The organism is Myroides sp. LoEW2-1 (genome assembly GCF_009767705.1).
GTDB classification, from domain to species: Bacteria; Bacteroidota; Bacteroidia; order Flavobacteriales; family Flavobacteriaceae; genus Flavobacterium; species Flavobacterium album_A.
Map to the genome: position 1 here is coordinate 45,845 of NZ_WSPP01000063.1, position 19,962 is coordinate 65,806.

The 19,962-nt window shown below is 33.7% G+C and carries 15 protein-coding genes; 12 read left to right on the forward strand and 3 right to left on the reverse strand.

What is annotated here, in order from left to right; translation table 11 throughout:
• Positions 1 to 4: 4 nt before the first annotated feature.
• On the reverse strand, positions 5 to 2,734 hold the full coding sequence (locus GOQ24_RS04855) for a TonB-dependent receptor (protein ID WP_155091243.1): 2,730 nt from the start codon (positions 2,732 to 2,734) through the stop codon (positions 5 to 7).
• A gap of 418 nt (positions 2,735 to 3,152) precedes the next feature.
• Between GOQ24_RS04855 and hmpA the strand changes: the two genes are divergently transcribed.
• From hmpA to GOQ24_RS04875, 4 genes are all read left to right on the forward strand, one after another.
• Positions 3,153 to 4,361 (forward strand): NO-inducible flavohemoprotein, encoded by a 1,209-nt coding sequence (hmpA, locus tag GOQ24_RS04860; RefSeq protein WP_155091244.1) that lies wholly within the window; start codon positions 3,153 to 3,155, stop codon positions 4,359 to 4,361.
• Positions 4,362 to 4,465: 104 nt separating this feature from the next.
• The gene (locus GOQ24_RS04865; RefSeq protein ID WP_155091245.1) at positions 4,466 to 5,062 is read left to right on the forward strand and encodes a Crp/Fnr family transcriptional regulator; all 597 of its coding nucleotides are present in this window, start codon (positions 4,466 to 4,468) and stop codon (positions 5,060 to 5,062) included.
• A gap of 117 nt (positions 5,063 to 5,179) precedes the next feature.
• The gene (locus tag GOQ24_RS04870; RefSeq protein ID WP_160339222.1) at positions 5,180 to 5,617 is read left to right on the forward strand and encodes a hypothetical protein; all 438 of its coding nucleotides are present in this window, start codon (positions 5,180 to 5,182) and stop codon (positions 5,615 to 5,617) included.
• Positions 5,618 to 5,627: 10 nt separating this feature from the next.
• Positions 5,628 to 10,691, forward strand: a complete 5,064-nt coding sequence (locus GOQ24_RS04875; protein WP_160339223.1) for a DUF4132 domain-containing protein — start codon at positions 5,628 to 5,630, stop codon at positions 10,689 to 10,691.
• Between the two features lie 67 nt (positions 10,692 to 10,758).
• Here the strand turns inward: GOQ24_RS04875 and GOQ24_RS04880 are convergent, their stop codons facing one another.
• Complete coding sequence (locus GOQ24_RS04880; RefSeq protein WP_155091248.1) at positions 10,759 to 11,724, reverse strand: hypothetical protein; 966 nt, start codon at positions 11,722 to 11,724, stop codon at positions 10,759 to 10,761.
• A gap of 149 nt (positions 11,725 to 11,873) precedes the next feature.
• Between GOQ24_RS04880 and GOQ24_RS04885 the strand changes: the two genes are divergently transcribed.
• The 8 genes from GOQ24_RS04885 (at position 11,874) to GOQ24_RS04920 (ending at position 19,421) form a co-directional block, all read left to right on the forward strand.
• The gene (locus GOQ24_RS04885; protein ID WP_160339224.1) at positions 11,874 to 12,509 is read left to right on the forward strand and encodes a DUF4471 domain-containing protein; all 636 of its coding nucleotides are present in this window, start codon (positions 11,874 to 11,876) and stop codon (positions 12,507 to 12,509) included.
• A gap of 38 nt (positions 12,510 to 12,547) precedes the next feature.
• On the forward strand, positions 12,548 to 14,224 hold the full coding sequence (locus tag GOQ24_RS04890) for a hypothetical protein (protein ID WP_155091250.1): 1,677 nt from the start codon (positions 12,548 to 12,550) through the stop codon (positions 14,222 to 14,224).
• Between the two features lie 6 nt (positions 14,225 to 14,230).
• Positions 14,231 to 14,869 (forward strand): hypothetical protein, encoded by a 639-nt coding sequence (locus GOQ24_RS04895; RefSeq protein WP_160339225.1) that lies wholly within the window; start codon positions 14,231 to 14,233, stop codon positions 14,867 to 14,869.
• Positions 14,870 to 14,981: 112 nt separating this feature from the next.
• Positions 14,982 to 15,452: a hypothetical protein gene (locus tag GOQ24_RS04900; protein ID WP_155091252.1), complete on the forward strand. Its 471-nt coding sequence runs from the start codon at positions 14,982 to 14,984 to the stop codon at positions 15,450 to 15,452.
• A gap of 152 nt (positions 15,453 to 15,604) precedes the next feature.
• Complete coding sequence (locus tag GOQ24_RS04905; protein ID WP_155091253.1) at positions 15,605 to 16,009, forward strand: DUF2262 domain-containing protein; 405 nt, start codon at positions 15,605 to 15,607, stop codon at positions 16,007 to 16,009.
• 189 nt (positions 16,010 to 16,198) lie between these two features.
• Complete coding sequence (locus GOQ24_RS04910) at positions 16,199 to 17,215, forward strand: hypothetical protein (protein WP_160339226.1); 1,017 nt, start codon at positions 16,199 to 16,201, stop codon at positions 17,213 to 17,215.
• A 101-nt stretch (positions 17,216 to 17,316) separates the two neighbouring features.
• On the forward strand, positions 17,317 to 17,922 hold the full coding sequence (locus tag GOQ24_RS04915; RefSeq protein ID WP_160339227.1) for a porin family protein: 606 nt from the start codon (positions 17,317 to 17,319) through the stop codon (positions 17,920 to 17,922).
• Between the two features lie 107 nt (positions 17,923 to 18,029).
• Complete coding sequence (locus GOQ24_RS04920) at positions 18,030 to 19,421, forward strand: aminopeptidase P family protein (protein WP_155091256.1); 1,392 nt, start codon at positions 18,030 to 18,032, stop codon at positions 19,419 to 19,421.
• A gap of 70 nt (positions 19,422 to 19,491) precedes the next feature.
• Here the strand turns inward: GOQ24_RS04920 and GOQ24_RS04925 are convergent, their stop codons facing one another.
• Positions 19,492 to 19,836 (reverse strand): hypothetical protein, encoded by a 345-nt coding sequence (locus tag GOQ24_RS04925; protein ID WP_196216213.1) that lies wholly within the window; start codon positions 19,834 to 19,836, stop codon positions 19,492 to 19,494.
• Between the last annotated feature and the right edge of the window lie 126 nt (positions 19,837 to 19,962).

Sequence of the window (19,962 nt, forward strand, 5' to 3'; positions counted from 1 at the left end):
TAGGTTAAAATTTAATTGATATTGATCCTGTTATACTGAATGGAGCGTTGTAGTTGATCACTGATCGGGTTCCATCAGATAGTTTTTTTTCTTTATTTATTCTGATATTAAAGAAGTTATAGGTGTTTATTCCTATTCTTATATTTTTGCGTATTTCTTTTGTAGCATTGAGGTTTATTACATAGAATGTTGGCTGTTCATAATTACTTCCAGCAGTAGAAATAGTTTGTTGAATATCCTCGGGAAGTTGGACTTTAATTGGTTGCATAGCAACATCTAAATATTCATTAGCATATTTCTGTTCTGTATTTAAACTTTTTCTAAACCAAAAGATATCACTGTTCATCGTTATGATAAATCCTATTTTAGGAATGTGGTAGGTTAATCTTAGTTTACTCATCAAAGAGAGCGACTTGGTTTTGGCTGGATAAAAGACAGTATAGTACACACCGTAATCTCGTTTGTAAGATTCTTCGGAAATTTCATTATACGTTGGATTTTGATCGTAATACTCACTGTAAGAAAGGCTGTTAGATAAAGACACATACATATTTAAAGGCTTTATCTTTTGCGTAGATACAGTCCAGTCAAATCCAAAAGATTTTGAACGCACACTATTGGTCATTCTTCGTATACTATAGTTCGTTAGTGTATTATAGTTACCAGTCGCTTCATATTCGATAGGCTTGCCTTTTTCTAACTCACCGATAACTCTGTATTCGGGCACATCTATTGGGAAATACTCTTTCTTTACACCAAAACCATTCTTGTTATCCTTGAAGTAGCCAAAGAAATTATTGGTTAAGAATTTGTTTGAAAAAGTGTATCCTACTTCAAATTGTGATGAGGTAGAAGGTTTAAGATGATTGTTGTCTGACTCGATTTTTACGGTCTTAACCAAGTACAAACTGTTATTAATATTCGAGTCATCAAAGAAGTTTAACAGGGGGAAATCTAACCAAATAGGAGCAGGGTAGCGGTGTGCCAAAGAAGGAGATTTACTCGCGATACCATATCCTAAGGTCAATCTGCTGTTAGGAGTTAATTGGTAAGCTATATTTACCCTCGGTTGATAGCTAACTTTTCCATTTTGAATATCTGTTCGAAAACCAATATTACCATCTAATGGCTTATTAAAGAGATAGGATTTAAAGTTGTCCATGATATAGATACCATAGTTAGCTTGTCCTTCATTTCTCCTGAAATCATAGGGACGTTCATTTTGGTTGTTGTTTTGAAACCATCGAGGTTGATCTGCTTTATAGATTGTTCCTTTACCTAAATTGTCGTGGTAATTAAGAGAAATTCCCGCAGTGATTAAGTGTTCAAATTTGTTGCCAAAGGTATTAGAGGATACATTAAGTGTTGAACCTAAGCTCAAAGGCCTACCTTGAATTTCTTCTACAGCTATATAGCGACCATCTACGTAATAACCTTCGTATACCCCTGTTGTATCTCTGTTTGCAACTGGAAAAGGACCTTTGTTAATTCGCTCTTGATTATATGTATTGCTAATTCCATAAGAACCATTAAGGTTAATATTTAACGATTTAATAATGCGCGAATTGAATTGAACCGATGTACGATTAGACCATCTAAAAAATTCGTCTGTAGCTTTTAGTTTTCGACTTTGTTGATCATCTGGATCTTCGCGTACACCATCTAACCTCTTACTAAAGCTAAAACTTAAGTTATTCTTTACATTGGATGAGAATGATTTTGTCCATAGTATACTTTGATTTATGCGATTGTATTCTTTGATATTATCTCGAGGGTCATTATTACTCTTGGAGTAATTTACAGATAAGTTTATGGCTCCCCATTTGTTTGGCAGTCCAAACCCTTTAGACAAACTATATGAGGTGGCTCCTCTATTTATATTAGTAGTGAAACTGTAGGGAGTTCTTCCTGCTTGTTTATTAATGATGATTGCTCCATCGGTAAGCTCTCCATATTTGGCTGATGCTACCCCTTGTACAACTTCTATGCTTTCGATGTTTTCTACTGGAATTTCGCGTAAATCTACTCCTTGATAGGTTAAATTGGCGATACTTCCTGTATTAGAAGCATTAGTCAATCCAAATTGATTCAAACTACGGGTTTGCATATTAGCATCATTAGAGATAGTGACATCGTCTATGATGATAGCAACTCCAAAAGAGTTATTCATTTGTTGCAAAGTACCTCCTGTAAACTTGTCGAAACTTCCACCTCTTAAATTGATAGTTTGTGCTGTATTTAGATTAGGAGCTACTGTAGCATGACCAGGTAAAGTATTTAAGACATCTTTTAAACTGAAAGCTTGTGCTTCGCTGATTTTTTCTCTGTCAATAATAATGGCAGAGTTAGATCCTGATTGAGCTTTGTGAATAGGAGCAGTGATGTTAATTTCCTCTAAGGTGATGGATAAGTCAATCATAGTGAATGATTGATTGTAAGAATGATATGTTTTTAAATCCTTTATGTAAATAGATTTTTTATTGGCATAGTGAATACTAAAAGGTTCGAATTCTTTTCTTGTTGAAAAAGAAAAGTGACCAGTACTGTTAGTGTAATACACTTGGTTGTTGTCAAGAGCGATAGAGGCGAATTCCAAAGGGTTACCATGTGCATCTAATACTAACCCTGTAAATGTTTTAGAACTCTGGGCGACTACATTTGTTGCAATCAACAGGACGCTTATGTAAATAAAGTAATGAGATAAAGACTTTACTACATGAAATAATGTTTTCATTATTTAGACTTAATTAAAATAAAATGCAAATGTATTGAATATCTGAATATTTAAAATTTAGTTAAAAATTAGCATTTTCAATGATGGTTTAAATTGCTGATATACAGGTTTTTGTTTTTATTTTGGATATTGAGTATTTGGGAGAATACTGATTTGTTTTTAATTGTATTCATTCTAAATAATGTTATATTATTTAGATATATTATATAAGAAGGGCTTTGAGATTAAAATATTCGCAAAAATGGTAGTCAGGGGTATTTTCTTGTCTTTTTAAAGGCTTTTTGTCATGAAAACTCCATTGTTTGTTCGTGGATTTATGCTAAGTAAGACATATTTTGACTTTTCTTATGATTATAGTCATAAGAACGGCAGTAGTATAACTTCTAACTTTGATTTTACAATATAAAACAACTAAGACATGTTAACAGGAGAGCAAAAACAGTTAATCTTAGCAACAGTACCGTTGCTAAGAGAAAGGGGATTAGAGTTGACGAAACATTTTTACTTGAGAATGTTTGACCATCATCCTGAGTTAAAAAATGTATTTAATATGGGAAATCAACGAGCAGGAAAACAACAAATGGCTTTAGCTATGGCTGTGTTGGGGTATGCAGAGAATATTTCGCAACCCGAAAAGTTGATGTCTGTAGTAGATTTGATTGGACATAAACACGCCAGTTTACATATTCAGCCAGAACAGTATGAAATTGTAGGAACGCATCTATTAGCTTCTATTAAAGAAGTTCTTGGTAGTGCTGCTACTTCTGAAATTGTACAGGCCTGGGCTGTAGCTTATCAACAGTTAGCTGATATCATGATAGGTCACGAACGTAAAATTTATCATGCTAAAGAGAATGAGCAGAATAATTGGGTAGGATGGAAAGAGTTTGTCATTAAAAGCAAAGTAGAAGAATCAGATGAGATTACTTCCTTTTATTTAGTTCCCAAGGATGGAGCCTTAGTTGCTTTACATCAGCCAGGTCAGTATATCAGTGTTAAGGTATTTTTAGAGCAAATAGGCTTAGAGCAAATCAGACAATATTCCATTTCATGTGCTCCTAATCACGAGTACTATCGCATATCTGTAAAAAGAGAAGTAGGAAAGCAATTGGATATGAATGGGCTGATTAGTAATTATTTACACGATCATGTAAATGAAGCAGATTCTATAATGATTAGTTCGCCATCGGGCAATTTTGTCTTACAAGAGAATAATAGAGATAAAGTGTTTATTAGCGGAGGGATAGGACAAACACCTTTGTTATCTATGTTAGAGGCAATTGAATTAAGTGGTAATACTCAGGAAAATATCGTTTGGATTCACGGCTGTAGAAATAAAGAGGTTCAAGCCTTCAAGGATAAGTTAAATTATATAAGTAATAACTGTGCACAAGTAATGCCTATTTACTTTTATGATCAAACTCCAACTGAAAGTATTCAAGCAAGCGTTTATTCGGGGATAGTTGATTTATTTGCTATTAAAGAATATACTTTTGACAGTAATGCAGATTATTATTTATGTGGACCTCGTCCGTTTTTAGATAAACAGTTAAGAGATTTAAAAGCCATGAATATAAATGAGCAACAGATCTTTTATGAAGAGTTTTCTCCTGCGTCATTAGTCTAATTTTTTACTTTAAGAAAGCGAAAATACCCTTTGTGTTTTCGCTTTTTTTAATGTATTAGTTTAGCCTTTATTAGTAGCTTTGACAAAGAGTAAATTAAATAAACATGATAAGTGTAGAATTATTACTTCAGTATAGCGCTGAAATTAAAGAATACAAAAAAGGAGAAGTAATATTCCAAGAAGGGCATTACCCAAGTCATTATTACCAAGTACTTCTGGGAAAAGTAAAAATGAATAATTACAGTGCAGATGGCAAAGAGTTTATACAGAATATATTTGCTTCAGGGCAAAGTTTTGGTGAACCGCCTTTGTTTATAGACGAATGTTATCCTGCTAATGCTATAGCTGTTACCCAAGCCAAAGTAATTCAACTACCTAAAGCAGAGTTCTATGTGATGATGCAAGAAAATAATGAGGTTTCTTTAGCAATAAACAAAAGCTTGTCAAAGCGCCTTTATTATAAGTCTATTATGGCACCTGATATAGCTACTCAAGACTCTGAGAATCGGATCATGACTTTGTTAAACTATTTAAAGACACACCAACATAGTGGAGATGATAATCAGCGACTGTTAATTGATCTGACCAGACAACAGATTGCTGATATGACAGGTCTTAGGGTAGAGACGGTTATTAGAACTCTTAAAAGGTTAGAGAGTATTGATAAAGTAGAAATTGTCAATAGCAAGATTGTCATCTGATTTAAAACCTTTGCTTGCTTTAAGAAATTCATTCTATTGTGATAAATTATCACTACATATTGCTTTTTACTTTTATTTCAAATTCCTTATCTTTCCTCTTTGAAAAAGAAAGAGATTATGGCTGTAAAGCAAGTGAATATACAGATCAAACAATTGAATAGACTAAATGATGAGGTAGAGGGACTGGCGATAGTGATAGCAGTGCCTACTGAAGCAGTTACGGTAAGAGAGTTTCTTAGTGCCGTAGTGATACAGCAGGTAGAGCAACACATACAGAAGTTCAAACAGCGCGATACTGTAGAACAATTAAGCACTACACAAGAAGCACTAGATACTATTTTGTTTAGTAGTAAACTTCGCTTCAAGTCACCTGAGAAGTACAGAGATATCGATATAGCAGAAGAAGTACAGCGCGTGATACAGGCGTATGAAGATCAGTTGTTCTTATTGTTTTATGCAGAGAGAGAGCTGCTGTCATTAGAAGAGGTCATTGTTTTAAATGATACTGATGCCTTTGTCTTTATTCCCCTTAATTTTTTAAAAGCTAGTTTTTAAACAGACCCCGATGAATAATAATATTGTAACTATACTAAGAGACTATCAAGTAGATCACCGTACTTACGCAGAGATGCATAAAGAGCTTTATGCGATGGTGCATAGCGAGGATTATGTAGGTGTGAAATTAGAACCACATATTGCTATGTTAGGACTACATTTTACTGGCAATAGCAGTGATCCAGAAGATTCTATTTATAGCCCTAAGGTGTTTACGCGTTATGATGAGAGTTTTGTAGATATATTAGTAAGTAATTCTGTTGGAATGTGGAGAGAAACGGAGTATTACGCTTTATTGGTATACTTTTTTGGAGAGAGGTTAGCGCCTTGGGTACAGGAATTATTAGATCGAGTGGATCAGTATATCTTAGGAGGACAATATGATATAAAAGAAGCGACATGGCGTAATCAAGAGCATTCTTTCTTAAAGCAATGTAATGTTATTTCAGGACTGTTAAATGGTATTTCGTTCTATGATAATTATGATTATGATTCTTATAGTGTAGAGTTGCCACTTCATAAGCAGGTGGAGTATAGTATGCACCTCTCGCTACCTAACTATCTTCCTTATCTATGGGCAGTGGCTTTAGATAAGGGAGATATGGAATTAAGCAAAACAGTTGAGGATATCTGTGATGGAGATAATGAGTATGGGCGATGGACACCTTCTTTTTTATTGATGTTAATGGCATCAAAACAATCAAAGTATTGGGAGAAGGTAAAAGATATTCTTGTAAATGCAGGGCGCGAAGAGGGAATTAGACAAGATATTACAAGGTTGTTATCACATGTACAGGTAGCTAACTTAAAGTATTTTTTAGAAGTTATTCTCTCTTATAACTTAGTGCGTTATGAAGCAGTGCGTACAGAGTTAGCATACCACTTTAGAAGTCATGTAGAGGATGACAAACAAGATAATGTAAAGCGACTATGTGAGTTGATGATTTATACTATAAATCACCATGAGTATTTTGATGATAAAGAATTATCTACATTCAACGAAAAAGAGTTTTACGCATTGATGCACTGTTATCTGTGGATACACAGAGAGATAGCATTTGACTTTGTAGAGAGTGCATTTGAGCAAGTAAAGCGCAAGTTTCAGCTTGTAATATTAGAGTTCTTACCTAACTTTAATGAATATACGGTAGAGTCTGTTCTATTTAGTAAAGTATTAGCAAGTAGAGATCAAGAGTTTATCGCTATGCTTCTAAACCGAATAAACCAATATTTGGAAGGAAGCAGATCTTCAAGGTATTTTATACAACAAGAAAATTATAAGGAGGTCTATCAGGTATTTTATGACTTATATAAGCAGTATAAAAGTGGAGAGACACTTATCTTAAAGAGTAGTGTAATACCAGATTACTACAGAAGCTTTGAATTGAATAAAGAAGAGTTGTTGACTTCACTTTTGTATCTAACAGAAGAATCATCAGAAAAGGCGAGACTGTTTATTGATAAGCGAAACACTTTTACTACAGAGTTTAAAGAAGAATTATTAAATGTCTTGTTGTTTGAAGCTAAAGAATATGGGCTTCAGGGATATGGATATAGTTTTACAGGAGAGATACAGTCTACCTATGAAGTACAAAATGAGTTAGCTTTCGCTTATTTGAAAGAGCGCAAAGAAACAATAGCCTTTGGCTGTATGCGCTTTTTAGCAATCGCTACCTTATCAAGTAAAGACGAAGAAGAAATAGTAGCATACTTTAAAAGAAAGTTTAAAAAGGCACAACAGCACTTTATCCGTTTATTAATCTCAAGACAAGATGATTTTAAGGATAGACTATTAGAGCAATTGATACTGAGTGAAGATGTGAATCAACGCTTAGCCGCAATGGAAGGACTATTGGTGCTTGCTCAGAGAGATGAAATACATCGTCAGTTAGGTATTTGGCTTGCACAGTTAGATGCTCTGGATATTAAATATTCAAAACAGGAAGAAGAATACTTAGTACTCTTGCGCGACTATGGACGTCAAGCAGAACAAGGACAAGATACAGATATAGCATTATACGATGCTACTGTGATGAGTGCTATCACATTGCCTTTAGTGGAAGAGAATACTTTATTTAGTCAGCGCATTGCACATAATTGGGGACTTTCTAAGAAATGGGAGGAGGTAGTTGATGAGTTAGATAGTCTTGAGCAGTTGATAAAACAATATGCTACGTATGAATATGAACATTTTAATTATGGAAAAGCAGAGAAGGTACTCTTAGCAACGCACTTCACGAAGATGCATGGTTATGCAGATGATGGTGAATGGACAGCAGAACAGCACTTCCAAGATTACCCACTGTATGAAGTATGGCAGCAGTGGTACATGGATAGTAAGTTGGATACTTTAGACTTATTCTTACTGCATTGTGCTACTTTAAAAACAGAGGTTCCAGATTTAGTAAAACCGTTATTAGAAGGGAAGTTACCTTATTTTTATAATGAACTCTCAGCTAAATATGACAACTATTGGTATGCGATGGGAACGGTGTTTACTTGCCTAACCTATCAGTATCCATTTAGGGAAAAAACAGCCTATTGTTTAGATGGTTTAAAAACAATCTATAACAGTATTACTCAAGAGGTTTTAGATATAGAAATACGCACTTGTGTTTATGGAGAAGAGTATAACTATACATGGGTAGATTATACAGATTTATCTTGGTATGCAGAGTTTATATCTATAGAGGACTTAACAGAAGAACAGTGTTTAGCATATTTCAAACTATTGCGTTGGCGTCAATTGAATTGTAATAAAGCAGATGATAGTTATTATCTGTTGCCTTTTGAATTGATGGCTTTTGCCTGTGATAAGAATGAAATTACGCGAGATGAGTTTATACAGTATTTAGTTGCCATAGATAATAGAAAGACTTATTTCAGTTCAATGTTACCTCCCTTGACAAAGCGATTTATAACTGATAAAGTAGAGCAAGTCTTAGTTGAGTTTAAAGCGTATTATTTACAACAGGTTATGGATAGGGATAACCCTACGACTAAGGTATTTGATATTGTCTTTGACTTTCAGGAGATAGAAGGAATGCAGTATTTCTTTGGGTTATTGCATAAGGTAAAAACGGCTGGGATTTCACAAGAAAGTATTTATTACTATGCTGAGATGCAAATCACGATTAAGGAATTAGGGCAAATCTATAGTAAACTTATTCGTAGAACAACACCTCTAAGTACTGATACTCAAGAGATGTTTAATGCACAAGTAGCAGAGATAAACTTCAGTGCAGCACAATGGATAGAGGTGGCTTTAGCATGTCCGCAGTGGATAAAGTACATCACGACTTACTTAGACTGGCAAGGATTAGAGTCTGCAATATGGTGGCTGTTCGCTCATCTGCTGGATAACCAACAAGAAGAGGAACGAAACAAGATACAAAAACAGATACAACGCTATTCTGCTATAGCGTTAGAGGAGTTTGAAGCAGGTGTAGTAGATATAGATTGGTTCTTTAGTTTTTATCACGTATTAGGAGAAGAACGTTGGCAGATGCTTTATGACTCAACTAAGTTTATGGCAGTAGAGGGACATACTCGTGTGAAGCTGTATGCAGATGTATTGTTAGGCAAGGTGTCTATGAAAGACTTGAAAACGAGGGTTATCTCTAAACGCGATAGAAACTATGTACGTGCATGTGGTTTGTTTCCCTTATCTGAGACAGATAGAGAAGGAGATCTGATGGATAGATATGAGTTATTAGAACAGTTTAAAAAAGGTTCTAAGAAGTATGGAGCTATGCGCCAAGAGAATGACTTAAAGATCTATAACGTAGCGATGCAGAACATCGCAAGGGCAGCTGGGTATACTGATGCTACGCGTTTTCAATGGTCTATGGAGAGTGTACAAGTGCAGTCTATTCTGGAGAACTACAAGGAATTGGTATTAGATGAGTATACATTCTCTTTGACTGTATCTGATCAGGGGAAAGTAGAGTTGACGGTGAAGAGTAAAGGGGATAAACCTTTAAAAGCGATACCTGCTAAACTGAAAAAGAATGAACAAATCATAGATTTAGTAGAACGTCAGAAGGCACTGAAAGAACAGTATAGTCGCTCTCGTCTGAACTTAGAGCAGGCCATGCTAAGACAGGATGTGTTCTCTTATGCAGAGATGCAGAAGTTGTTACTGCACCCGATTATTAAACACCACTTGGCTAAGTTAGTTTTTAAGTGTGGTGAGGTTTACGGTTTGTTTGTAGAGGGAGTATTTACTACTATGGATGGAGAGGTAATGGAGGTGAAAGGAGAGGAAGAGTTCGTAATAGCACATTGTTATGATTTATATCAAAGTGGGCAGTGGGTCAACATACAGGCCTATTTGTTTGATAAACAAATAGAACAGCCCTTTAAGCAAGTCTTTAGAGAGTTGTATTTACACAACGAAGCAGAAGAAACAAGTATAGGTAGTTCTAATCGCTATGCTGGCTATCAGGTTAAAGATAATCAGACTTTAGGATTGTTTAAGACCAGAAACTGGCAATATGAATATTATGCTAATTACAGTAAGCTGTATTTTGATGAGGATATTCGCGTTGAAGTTTATATTGACTATTCAGGGGGAAGCAATGCAGATTATGGAGACTATGTCAGCTTAGAACATATCTTATTCACTAAAGCTTCTACGGATGAAGTAATTGCCTTAAGAGAGGTTAATCCTATTGTCTTTAGTGAGGTAATGAGAGACCTGGACTTGGTAGTAAGTGTCGCTTATGTAGGAGGAGTAGATCCAGAGACGAGTCTATCTACTGTACAGATGCGCATGGCTGTTGTCAGAGAAACAGCACGATTATTGAAACTAACAAACATAGTGTATAAAGAACGTCACCTTGTTATCACAGGGACTAAGGGAACCTATAGCTTACATGTCGGTAGTGGTGTGATTCACTTGATACCAGGAAAACACTTGTATATCGAGCCTGTACATACACAGGATAGAGGGAAGTTGTTCTTACCTTTTGTAGATGATGATCCTAAGACTATTGAGATTGTATCTAAAGCTTTAATTCTATCCAGAGATGGCAGTATCAGAGATACAGGGATATTAAGACAGATAGAGTAGAATAAACTAAGGCTGAGTAGTTTTATACTCAGCCTTAGTTTATTAATATTGTTTTTGAGATATAGTATTATTCTACAATATTAAGTTGATATCTCATGAATATGTTTTTTTGTTCCTCAAATTCATTACTTGCTTTACTGAAAGTAAAATCGTTAGGGTGTTTTTTAGCAAACTCTGATTTTAGTTTGTTTAGTTCACTTCCCATAAGAACTTCTTTAAAACCATCAGTAGATTTACTTCCCTTAGCATCTAACCATTGATTAAATTTTTGTACTTGTGCCTCTAATGCTTTTTTGTATTCAGGATCAGAGATATCGTTTAGCAAGGTTAGATCTATTTTTGCTTTTGGTAATGAAGCATAAGGTGTTTTCTCGACTAAGAATTCTATTGTAGCATCATTCACCGTTTTAAGATAGTCTTTAAATTCTTGTTCTCTGAATATTTTGTAAGCAGTCTCTTGGAATTTCCCTGCTTGATAGTTAGGGTCATTTAATAGACTGCGGTTACTTCTTGTGATAATAGAGGGAGTTAAGGTTAAACCTTCAGGCATAGGTTCATCTAAATTATACTTCCAATCAAAGTCATGTTTGTCAATAATTAGCTTATTACAAGGTTTGAAAGGAATAAATACAGTCACGATAGAATCGTTTATTTTTAAACGAACAGAGTCACTTTGTGTTCCTATAGCCCATTCAATGAATTCTTCAGTAGCTCGTTCATCATTTTCATTTATAAATAGTTGTTTGTAAAATATGTAAGTGCTCTGTGTAGGATTGATAATCGCTTGTCCTTTATTGACACGACCACCATTGTGAATAGTGATTTCTTGATCGTTGTATTTAAGTTGGTGTTTACCATATTCCAAGGAAATTTGTATCATAGTTACAGGTGGAATATCATAAGCAGTATCATCGATATAGACAGTGATAGGTTCTTCTGTTGGATTGTCTATCCAATAATCGTTGGAACTACTATTACAAGAGGTAAATAGTGCACTTATAGATATTAAGCACAATAAGATTAATTTTTTCATTTAGTGTAATTTTTGTACAAAGATACTTATTATTTAAGAATAAGGTTGTTATATTGTTGATTATCAAAAGGGTATTTAAGTAGTATTGCTTGTTTTTTGTTAAGGAATGTAAGAGGATTTTAAATATATTTGAAAGGATTTAATGTATTATGAAACAAATATATATTTCGTGTAGCTTTTCTATGCAAAAGGAGCTTAGAGAAGTGATGAATCAACTAAAATATCAGATAGATACGATAGGTTATCGCCCTTTTGTGTTTATAGAGCACTATAAGTTTGAATTTCATCAAGAGAAAGAGATGATGATGCAAGCGATGAAGGATATTGATGAGAGTTGTTGTTTGTTTGCAGAGACTACAGATAAGGGAATTGGTATAGGGATAGAAGCAGGATATGCTAAAGCACAAGGCAAACCTGTAGTCTATCTACGTCAGGCTGACGCATCACATTCTACTACAATGTCTGGTATATCGGATTATCATATTCTCTATCACAACATAGAGGATTTGGGCAGACAAGTAAAAGAACTGCTATTTCAAATACAATTAGAGGTAGAATTAAGAAAGTATATTTTAGATTTAGTACGTGAAGAAAAACAGGCTTTTACAAAAGAAGTATTAGCTTACTTAAAAGATTACAAGTTGAAAGGCGGAGGACAAGAAAGAGCGGTAGAGATACTTACAGCATTGGGCAATGTATATGATGGAGTCCCTCAGTGGAGAGATAAGATAGAGGATGTATTAGATATGATGACAGGGAATTGTTCACCTAAGTGGAGAGTGTGAGAAGAGTAAGTATATTTGTAGATAGAAAAAAGTAAAAGATGACAATAGCACAGTTATTAAAATTTGTAGAAAGAGCTACTGTAAGAAAAGCAGCCCAATTATCTATACGTGAAGTAGAGGAGGAGAGTAAAGGACACTGGATAGCATTTGTAGATGATAAAGAGGAAAGTTATGATGTACAGATTGTTATTGAGGGGAAACAAGTCCTTAGTAGAAGTTGTGAATGTGAGATTGACAATATAGTTATGTGTTCACACCAGACTAAGCTACTCATGGCAATAAATGATGCCTTAAAAGGGAAGAAAATTGCTACGAAACCTGTTGTGAAAAAAGCTTTGAGTAAAAAGAAAGTAAGCGAAAGTGTAGCATTACTTCAAGATGTTAGCCAGGAGGAGGTATATACATGGCTGACTGAATTGTTTAAGAAAAATAAGGAGGTAGAGCAGGAGTTTATATTGACTTTTAAAAAACAAGATATTGCTGAGTATACTGTAGATATCGTGGATAAAATATTGAAAGATATTTATACTTCTGTTTTTGGAAAAAGAAAGAATGCTGATACTAAAGATATTAAGAAGCTGGTAGATTTGGTTTCACTTGCATTAGAGCCAGTGGATAAATACATCGTTGTTAATATAACAAAACCTATTGCTTTAGAACTTTATTTAAAGATAATGTCTTCTCTATTTACGTTAAAGTATAGTGTGAATTATACAAGTAAACGAGTTGATACGTATATGAATAAGTTTGTTGAAAGATATGTATTAGCATTATTAAATGTCAAAGACCAAGATGTTGTCAAGAAAACGATAATCAATTTATTGAAACAACTGTATGAGCCTAAGAATAGTTTACAATACAGTCTAGTCTCTGCATTAGTTATAGAACTATACGAAAGTAAAGATGAGAGATATACTTCTCTTTGTGGGGATGAGGTAGTGAAAATAATGAAGCATTATCAAGATAATAATTATGTTGTTGAGATAGAGATGTATTTGTTCTTTTTGATAATAGCTGTTGAACAACAAGTTTTAAAAGATTGTTATAAATTGTTTAAACCAGTTAGGTTTCAGAATGAATACAATTTGCTATTACTAAAAGGGTTAATGGATATAGATGTTAAACTAGTAGAGGAGTATTGTTTAAAAATAATAGAGAGTAATATTCAGATAGAGTATAATGAGCCATATCTAGAGATACTAGAAGAGATTTATGAGAATAATGGGGATAAAAGTGGTATAGCAAACATAAAAAAGCAACTTTTCTTTCAGACCTATGACCTTGAAGATTATAATTATGTAATTAAGTATTTAAAGGATCCGGAAGAGGTTAAGAGGTTTAGAACTAAAGTTTTAAGTATTTTAAGAAATAACTTTCATCATGCAAAATCAGCCTCTATGTTGTATTTTGCAATTCTGGAAACAGAGCATAATTATAAGAAAATGCTGGAAGTACTAACTAGAGATGTTCCTCAAGATGTAATGTGGGCTTATGGTGAACAGATGTGTAAGTTTAATGCTGCATCGTACTTAGACAAGGTTATGAGCATTGGACAAACTCCTGTTTATCCTAGATATACTGATGAAAGATTGGCTGAGTTTATTGTAGAGAAATTTTCAACAAAAGATATCGTGCAGAAATTGATGAAGTATAGGTATACAGATGGAAGTTTGAATAAAAAGATCAAGACACTTGTCGAGAAAAAACAAAAGTAGATAGTAATGAAACAAGCAATTTTAGATAGAATAAAGGCTTTAGGTGGAGATATTAGTCAAGTAAAAGGAAAGTCATTACAAGAAGACTTAATGGCGATTACTTTTAATACTGTACTATACCAGCGACCAGAAGATACAGCATGGGCAAAAGCAGATGAACAAGAGCCTATCTGTGGGTTAGCAGAGTACATAGACAAGCATCAGGAGTTGGTTAATATAGACAGAAAAGTTTTCTACGATAAAATGATTGCAGACTATTATGTAATAACTAAGGAAGGTAGAGGGCAGATGTTTTGGACAGCAACTCCTTTTACACCCTATAAGGAAGGAACAGATGATTATGAGGAGTGGAGTAGTGATTTTTTACGTGAAGAAGAGGTGGATCTTACTGAGATTATTTCTGCTACAGGGTTAAAACAGCCTGAAATGATGGAGTTGTTTTATAGTTATAGTTTTCCTGATCAGTTTTATATTTGTATAGACGATCCCAATCAAGACAATCCTACATTATTTGGTACTGATCATGAGGTTTTCTTTAGAGAAGTGACTAATGAAGGAAGTTTAGAGGAATTTATGCAAAAGTTTATGACTCCACAGGAGCTAATTAATATAGTTAACAAGGCATTCGAGGATATGTTTAAATGACTTGTTGATTAGTAAGTGTTTTCTGTAGGTTAATAAAAGAAAAAGGTATTGTTTTTAGCTTGCTTTTTAGAAATTGTATATTCAAATTAGCTGATTGTATAAAAGGGTGGTTATGAGAAAGTTGTTTGTTTTTTTAAGTCTCTTATTCACCTGTATTTGCTTTGGGCAAAGTGATTGGAGAGCGTATAAACCAATTGTGAATATGGGGTATCAATTCAATTCTCACAGTCAAGTTTACGCTGGTTTAGAATATAGTTTTATTTCTGGAACGCGATTAACAGAAAGGTGGAATTTTGTAGGAGCAGGTGTAATGGCAACTCCCTATCGAGATAAGTGGTATTGGTTACCTTACGCAGATTTTACAAGAAGCAATGGCTTAGCATTTATTTCAACTCGTTTATCTACACATCACATACAGCCTCAAATAGGTGTAACTATGCTAAATTTGTTAGATATTGGAGTTGGATATTCTTTTGCATTTAAACAAAGTGTTAGTAATCCTGTTATTAAAGGGTTTACTTTGTCTTTTAAGTTGAGAATCACAAAGGATAAGTCTAATTATCTTGAAGTTATGAGATATTAATTGACAGGAACATAAGCGTTCTATTTAGTTATAAACTAGTAATTTCATTCTAAGGATAACGATATATTACCTTTGATAATATTTATTAGCTTGTAGGTTGGGTGTAGTAGTATTAAATATTTACTTTTGAGCAGAACTAAAACAATAGGAATATGAAATATACAGCTGAACATTTTATCCCTTCAGAGTATGATGAGCAAACAATTGAGTGTATTATTGATTTTCAAGATCAACCTGTGATCCTAAGTATCTATAACGGAGATGATAACTTGGAAGATATTTTGGTAGATGTAAACAAGACAATGGAAGATTTTGAGCATTTGAATAAAAGAGGTGTTCGCTTGATTACAGATGAATTGTTTGATGCCTACACAAAGAAAAGTGCTATAACAGAAGAGGAGTTTATGGAAGACATAAAATTAGTGTCTTTATACTTTACAGGAGATCAGGAAGTAGAGTTTACTTATGAGGGAAACAAAGAGCTTTTTGGCGAACATATCTTGACTATTTCTTTAGTTGAAGGACACTTTGAAGATGGTGTTGCTATAGATGGATAAAAAGTTTAAAGCGCAGCAATAATATAATAAAGAGGTTGACAGAATAATATCATGTTAACCTCTTTTGTTTAATATAGTAGTATTGGACAGATTAATTACTGCAAGTTTGCTGTATTTTAAGCAGAGTATTTTTTTATTTGTCAAGGGAAGATTAGATTTGTATAGTGTGTGTTTGACAAGAAAGTAATTATGACCATTCAAGAATTTTTAAAAAAGCAAAGTAGACAAGACTTAAGTAAATCTAAGAAATTCCCTGTTAGAGAGTTGGAGTTAGATCCAAAGGGCAAATACATTGCTTTTGTTGATGATGCGGAGCACAGTTTTGATGTTTCTATTGTTTTGGATGGCGAAGTAATTATTGTCTCGGACTGTGATTGTCATGTACAAGAAGATAGTTGTTTGCATAAAATAGCTGTGGTAATGGCTATTAAAAATAAGTTTACTGAACAAAAGCGACTTACAAAAAGCAAGCAAACCAAAGGTAGAAAAGCAAAGCTAACAGAAAGCGACGAATTGTTATTACAGATGGACAAAGATGTTTTGGTGCATTGGTTAAAAGAGGTGTTTAAAAAGAATAAACCTTTCGAGAAGCAGTTCTTACTTACCTTTGGAAAGAAAGAAATTAGCTATACACCAGAGCAAGTAAAGGAGACAACCGAACAAGTTATTGCCTCGGTAGCTGGTAAGCGAAAAACATTAGAAGCTGTTAAGATAAAAAAGATATTAGATCTACTAACTATTGCCTTGGAGCCAGTGGAGACTTTTGTTGTGGCAAATATCAATAAACCTATTGCTTATAAAATTTTTTCAACTTTTTTAGATACCCTTTATGCCTTTGATCATAGGGTATCTCATTATAGTAAAAAACTTGGTGTGTACGTTGATGAATATATTGAACGATTTGCTTTGTCGATTAATAATATACAAGATGATAAACAGTGGAGGCATATTGTAGAGATACAACTTTACAGGCTTTTTGAATTGCCGTATTTGACAAATAAGGAATATGATTATATGTTGGTGCAGTATATTTATCTAACAGCAAGTCACCAGCGTATGAATCAATATGTAGACTTGCTAAAAGAAATACTACTTGCTAAGTCCTCTAAACGTTATTTGTTCAGAAATGACTTTACACAGTTTCTTTTAAAAGTGTCAGCCAAGCACAATATTTACCAAGATGTAAGGGTATTCTTTGATAATTGATATACTTGTTTTTTTTATTGTTTGTAATTTTATCTTGTTTGTTAGCGATGTTTTAGTACATTAGTAACCAGTGAATTCCTTATAATCAAGAAATGGCATATATGAAAAGAATAATAGTTAGTTGCTTTGTAACTTTGGCACTCTTAGGTTCTGTACAAGCACAGCAAACCAAGAAAGAGGATAACAGTAAATTACTCTTAGGTATAAAAGCAGGGTTTAATCGTTCAATACTGACTAATCACGATGACTTTTTAGGAAAGTCTGGATTTCATATAGGTTTTGTTGCAGAGAAATTTGTTACTTCTAATATCTCGCTACAAACAGAATTGATGTATTCTACTTTAGGAGCAAATTTTACATCAACAGATTTTATACCTAATAATTTTGATGGTAAGGTTACTTTAAACTATTTGTCTATTCCTATTATGGCAAAGTTTTACCTCTACAAAGGCTTTAATTTACAAATGGGACCGCAGCTAAGCTTTGCATTACATACCAAGTCGAAGTTTGATGGGTATTCTTATTATGAAAATAAGAAGATTGAAAAAACAGATTTTGCTGTTAATTTTGGTCTGGGATATGAGTTTGATAATCGTGTCTTTATTGAGACTCGTGGAATATTTGGAGTTACAAATGTCATTAAACTTGAAGATGACGAGAGTAAGAATTTTGGAGTACAGTTTTCGATTGGTTATAAATTTAACTAAACAATACAGTAAAGGCTTTCTATGAAATAGATGGCCTTTTTTTATGCTTATTTTAGAGGATCTAATTCAATAAAGTTGTTAACTTAGGAAACTTAAACAACAACACTATGTTCAATAAAGATACTTATATAAAACGCAGACAAAATTTAGTAAACAATGTACAGTCAAAAGGTATATTGTTATTCTTTGGAAATATTGAAAACCCTGTAAATTTTGAAGATAATACCTATCACTTTAGACAGGATAGTACTTTTTTATACTACTTTGGTATCCAACAACCAAAATTAGCAGCGATTATTGATTTAGACGAGAATAAATCAATTGTATTTGGAAATGAAATGTCAATCGATGAGATTGTGTGGATGGGACGTCAAGAAACATTAAAAGATAAATGTGAAAAATCAGGAGTTTTAGATGTTCGCCCCTACGCAGATTTAGCTACTTATTTGGCTACTGCTTTAAGTGTTAAGCGTCCTATTCATTACCTGCCACCTTATCAATCAGTAAATAAAATCTTATTAAGCGAATTATTACAAATTTCACTTGGAGATTTTAAAGCTTCTGTGGCTATGATTCAGGCTATTGTAAAACAAAGAGAAATCAAGGAGTCACAAGAGATTGAGCAGATTGAGAGTGCCCTTAAAGTTTCTACCCAAATGCACTTATTGGCTATGCAAATGGCAAGACCTGGAGCTAAAGAATATGAGATTGTGAGTGCTATCGAACATGTGGCTGGAAGTCATAATTGTGAGCTTGCTTATCCTTCTATTGTAACTGTGAATGGGGGGATATTACACAATCATTATAAAATGAATACCCTTGAGTCAGGTAGGTTGTTATTAAACGACTCTGGGTGTGAGACATCAATGGGCTATGCATCAGATTTGACGCGTACCTATCCTGTGGATAAAACTTTTACATCAGAGCAACGTGATCTGTACAATATAGTTTTGAACTCTTTTGAGGGCGCTAAGGCAGAACTTAAAGCTGGAGTAAAATATAAAAACGTACACCTAAAAGCCTGTGAGATATTAGCGCAGGGGCTAATAGATTTTGGTTTGATGAAAGGAAACGCACAAGATGCTGTAGCTAATCATGCCCATACGATGTTCTTCCAATGTGGATTAGGACATATGATGGGATTAGATGTACACGATATGGAAGACTTAGGTGAACAATATGTTGGATATACCGCTGAAGAGCCTAAGGATACAAAACAGTTTGGTATTAAGTCGCTTCGTTTGGGAAAAGAATTAAAAGCAGGACATGTACTAACGGTAGAGCCAGGCATTTACTTTATCCCAGAGTTAATCGAGATGTGGCAGGCAGAGAATAAATACGCGGAGTTTATTAATTATGAAAAACTCAATAAGTTTAAAGACTTTGGAGGTATTCGTATAGAGGATAACTTTTTAATTAACAATGACGGTTATAAACATCTCGGACCTGAATTGATTAAAACAGTAACAGAAATTGAAGATTATAAAAGACAGTTCTAAAAAGTAAAGTATAGATTTGAAAAGCCCAAGAGCATTGCTTTTGGGCTTTTTATATAGTAGTATTTTAATCTTATTTGAGAAATTTTAAAAAGGCATAACTCTTTCTATTGTGTAAATAATTAAGTGTGTCTTCGTGTGTATAGGCTTCTTTTTCAAAACTGATGCATCGATAGGCATGAAAAGAGTCTTTATTCTTTATAAAGTGGTAGGTAAACTCAATGACATACCAGATAAAGAATGGGATAATCAATAATTCCAACTGTTGTTTTAAATGGATGCATTCATGTTGAATTAAAATGTGATTATCAATCTCTTGTTTATCTTTTAGGATAATAAAAGGAAAGATAGTTAGTCCGTCGAATTGTTTAGGTAGTAGATTCTTTATAATCAATATCCTATTGGGATGGATTAGCATAATGTATGTTTTTTGTAATATTTAAAGGTAATTGATTTATAGTGAATCTCGAATATTGTGAATAAAAATTAAATATGTAAATATTCTATGTAAGTTCTGTAATAAGTTTGATAGTCAAAGCGTTTA

Excerpts from the sequence above, each read along its gene's own strand:
- GOQ24_RS04855 (WP_155091243.1), bottom strand. The coding sequence starts at position 2,734 with ATGAAAACATTATTTCATGTAGTAAAGTCTTTATCTCATTACTTTATT.
- hmpA (WP_155091244.1), top strand. The coding sequence starts at position 3,153 with ATGTTAACAGGAGAGCAAAAACAGTTAATCTTAGCAACAGTACCGTTG.
- GOQ24_RS04865 (WP_155091245.1), top strand. The coding sequence starts at position 4,466 with ATGATAAGTGTAGAATTATTACTTCAGTATAGCGCTGAAATTAAAGAA.
- GOQ24_RS04870 (WP_160339222.1), top strand. The coding sequence starts at position 5,180 with ATGGCTGTAAAGCAAGTGAATATACAGATCAAACAATTGAATAGACTA.
- GOQ24_RS04875 (WP_160339223.1), top strand. The coding sequence starts at position 5,628 with ATGAATAATAATATTGTAACTATACTAAGAGACTATCAAGTAGATCAC.
- GOQ24_RS04880 (WP_155091248.1), bottom strand. The coding sequence starts at position 11,724 with ATGAAAAAATTAATCTTATTGTGCTTAATATCTATAAGTGCACTATTT.
- GOQ24_RS04885 (WP_160339224.1), top strand. The coding sequence starts at position 11,874 with ATGAAACAAATATATATTTCGTGTAGCTTTTCTATGCAAAAGGAGCTT.
- GOQ24_RS04890 (WP_155091250.1), top strand. The coding sequence starts at position 12,548 with ATGACAATAGCACAGTTATTAAAATTTGTAGAAAGAGCTACTGTAAGA.
- GOQ24_RS04895 (WP_160339225.1), top strand. The coding sequence starts at position 14,231 with ATGAAACAAGCAATTTTAGATAGAATAAAGGCTTTAGGTGGAGATATT.
- GOQ24_RS04900 (WP_155091252.1), top strand. The coding sequence starts at position 14,982 with ATGAGAAAGTTGTTTGTTTTTTTAAGTCTCTTATTCACCTGTATTTGC.
- GOQ24_RS04905 (WP_155091253.1), top strand. The coding sequence starts at position 15,605 with ATGAAATATACAGCTGAACATTTTATCCCTTCAGAGTATGATGAGCAA.
- GOQ24_RS04910 (WP_160339226.1), top strand. The coding sequence starts at position 16,199 with ATGACCATTCAAGAATTTTTAAAAAAGCAAAGTAGACAAGACTTAAGT.
- GOQ24_RS04915 (WP_160339227.1), top strand. The coding sequence starts at position 17,317 with ATGAAAAGAATAATAGTTAGTTGCTTTGTAACTTTGGCACTCTTAGGT.
- GOQ24_RS04920 (WP_155091256.1), top strand. The coding sequence starts at position 18,030 with ATGTTCAATAAAGATACTTATATAAAACGCAGACAAAATTTAGTAAAC.
- GOQ24_RS04925 (WP_196216213.1), bottom strand. The coding sequence starts at position 19,836 with ATGCTAATCCATCCCAATAGGATATTGATTATAAAGAATCTACTACCT.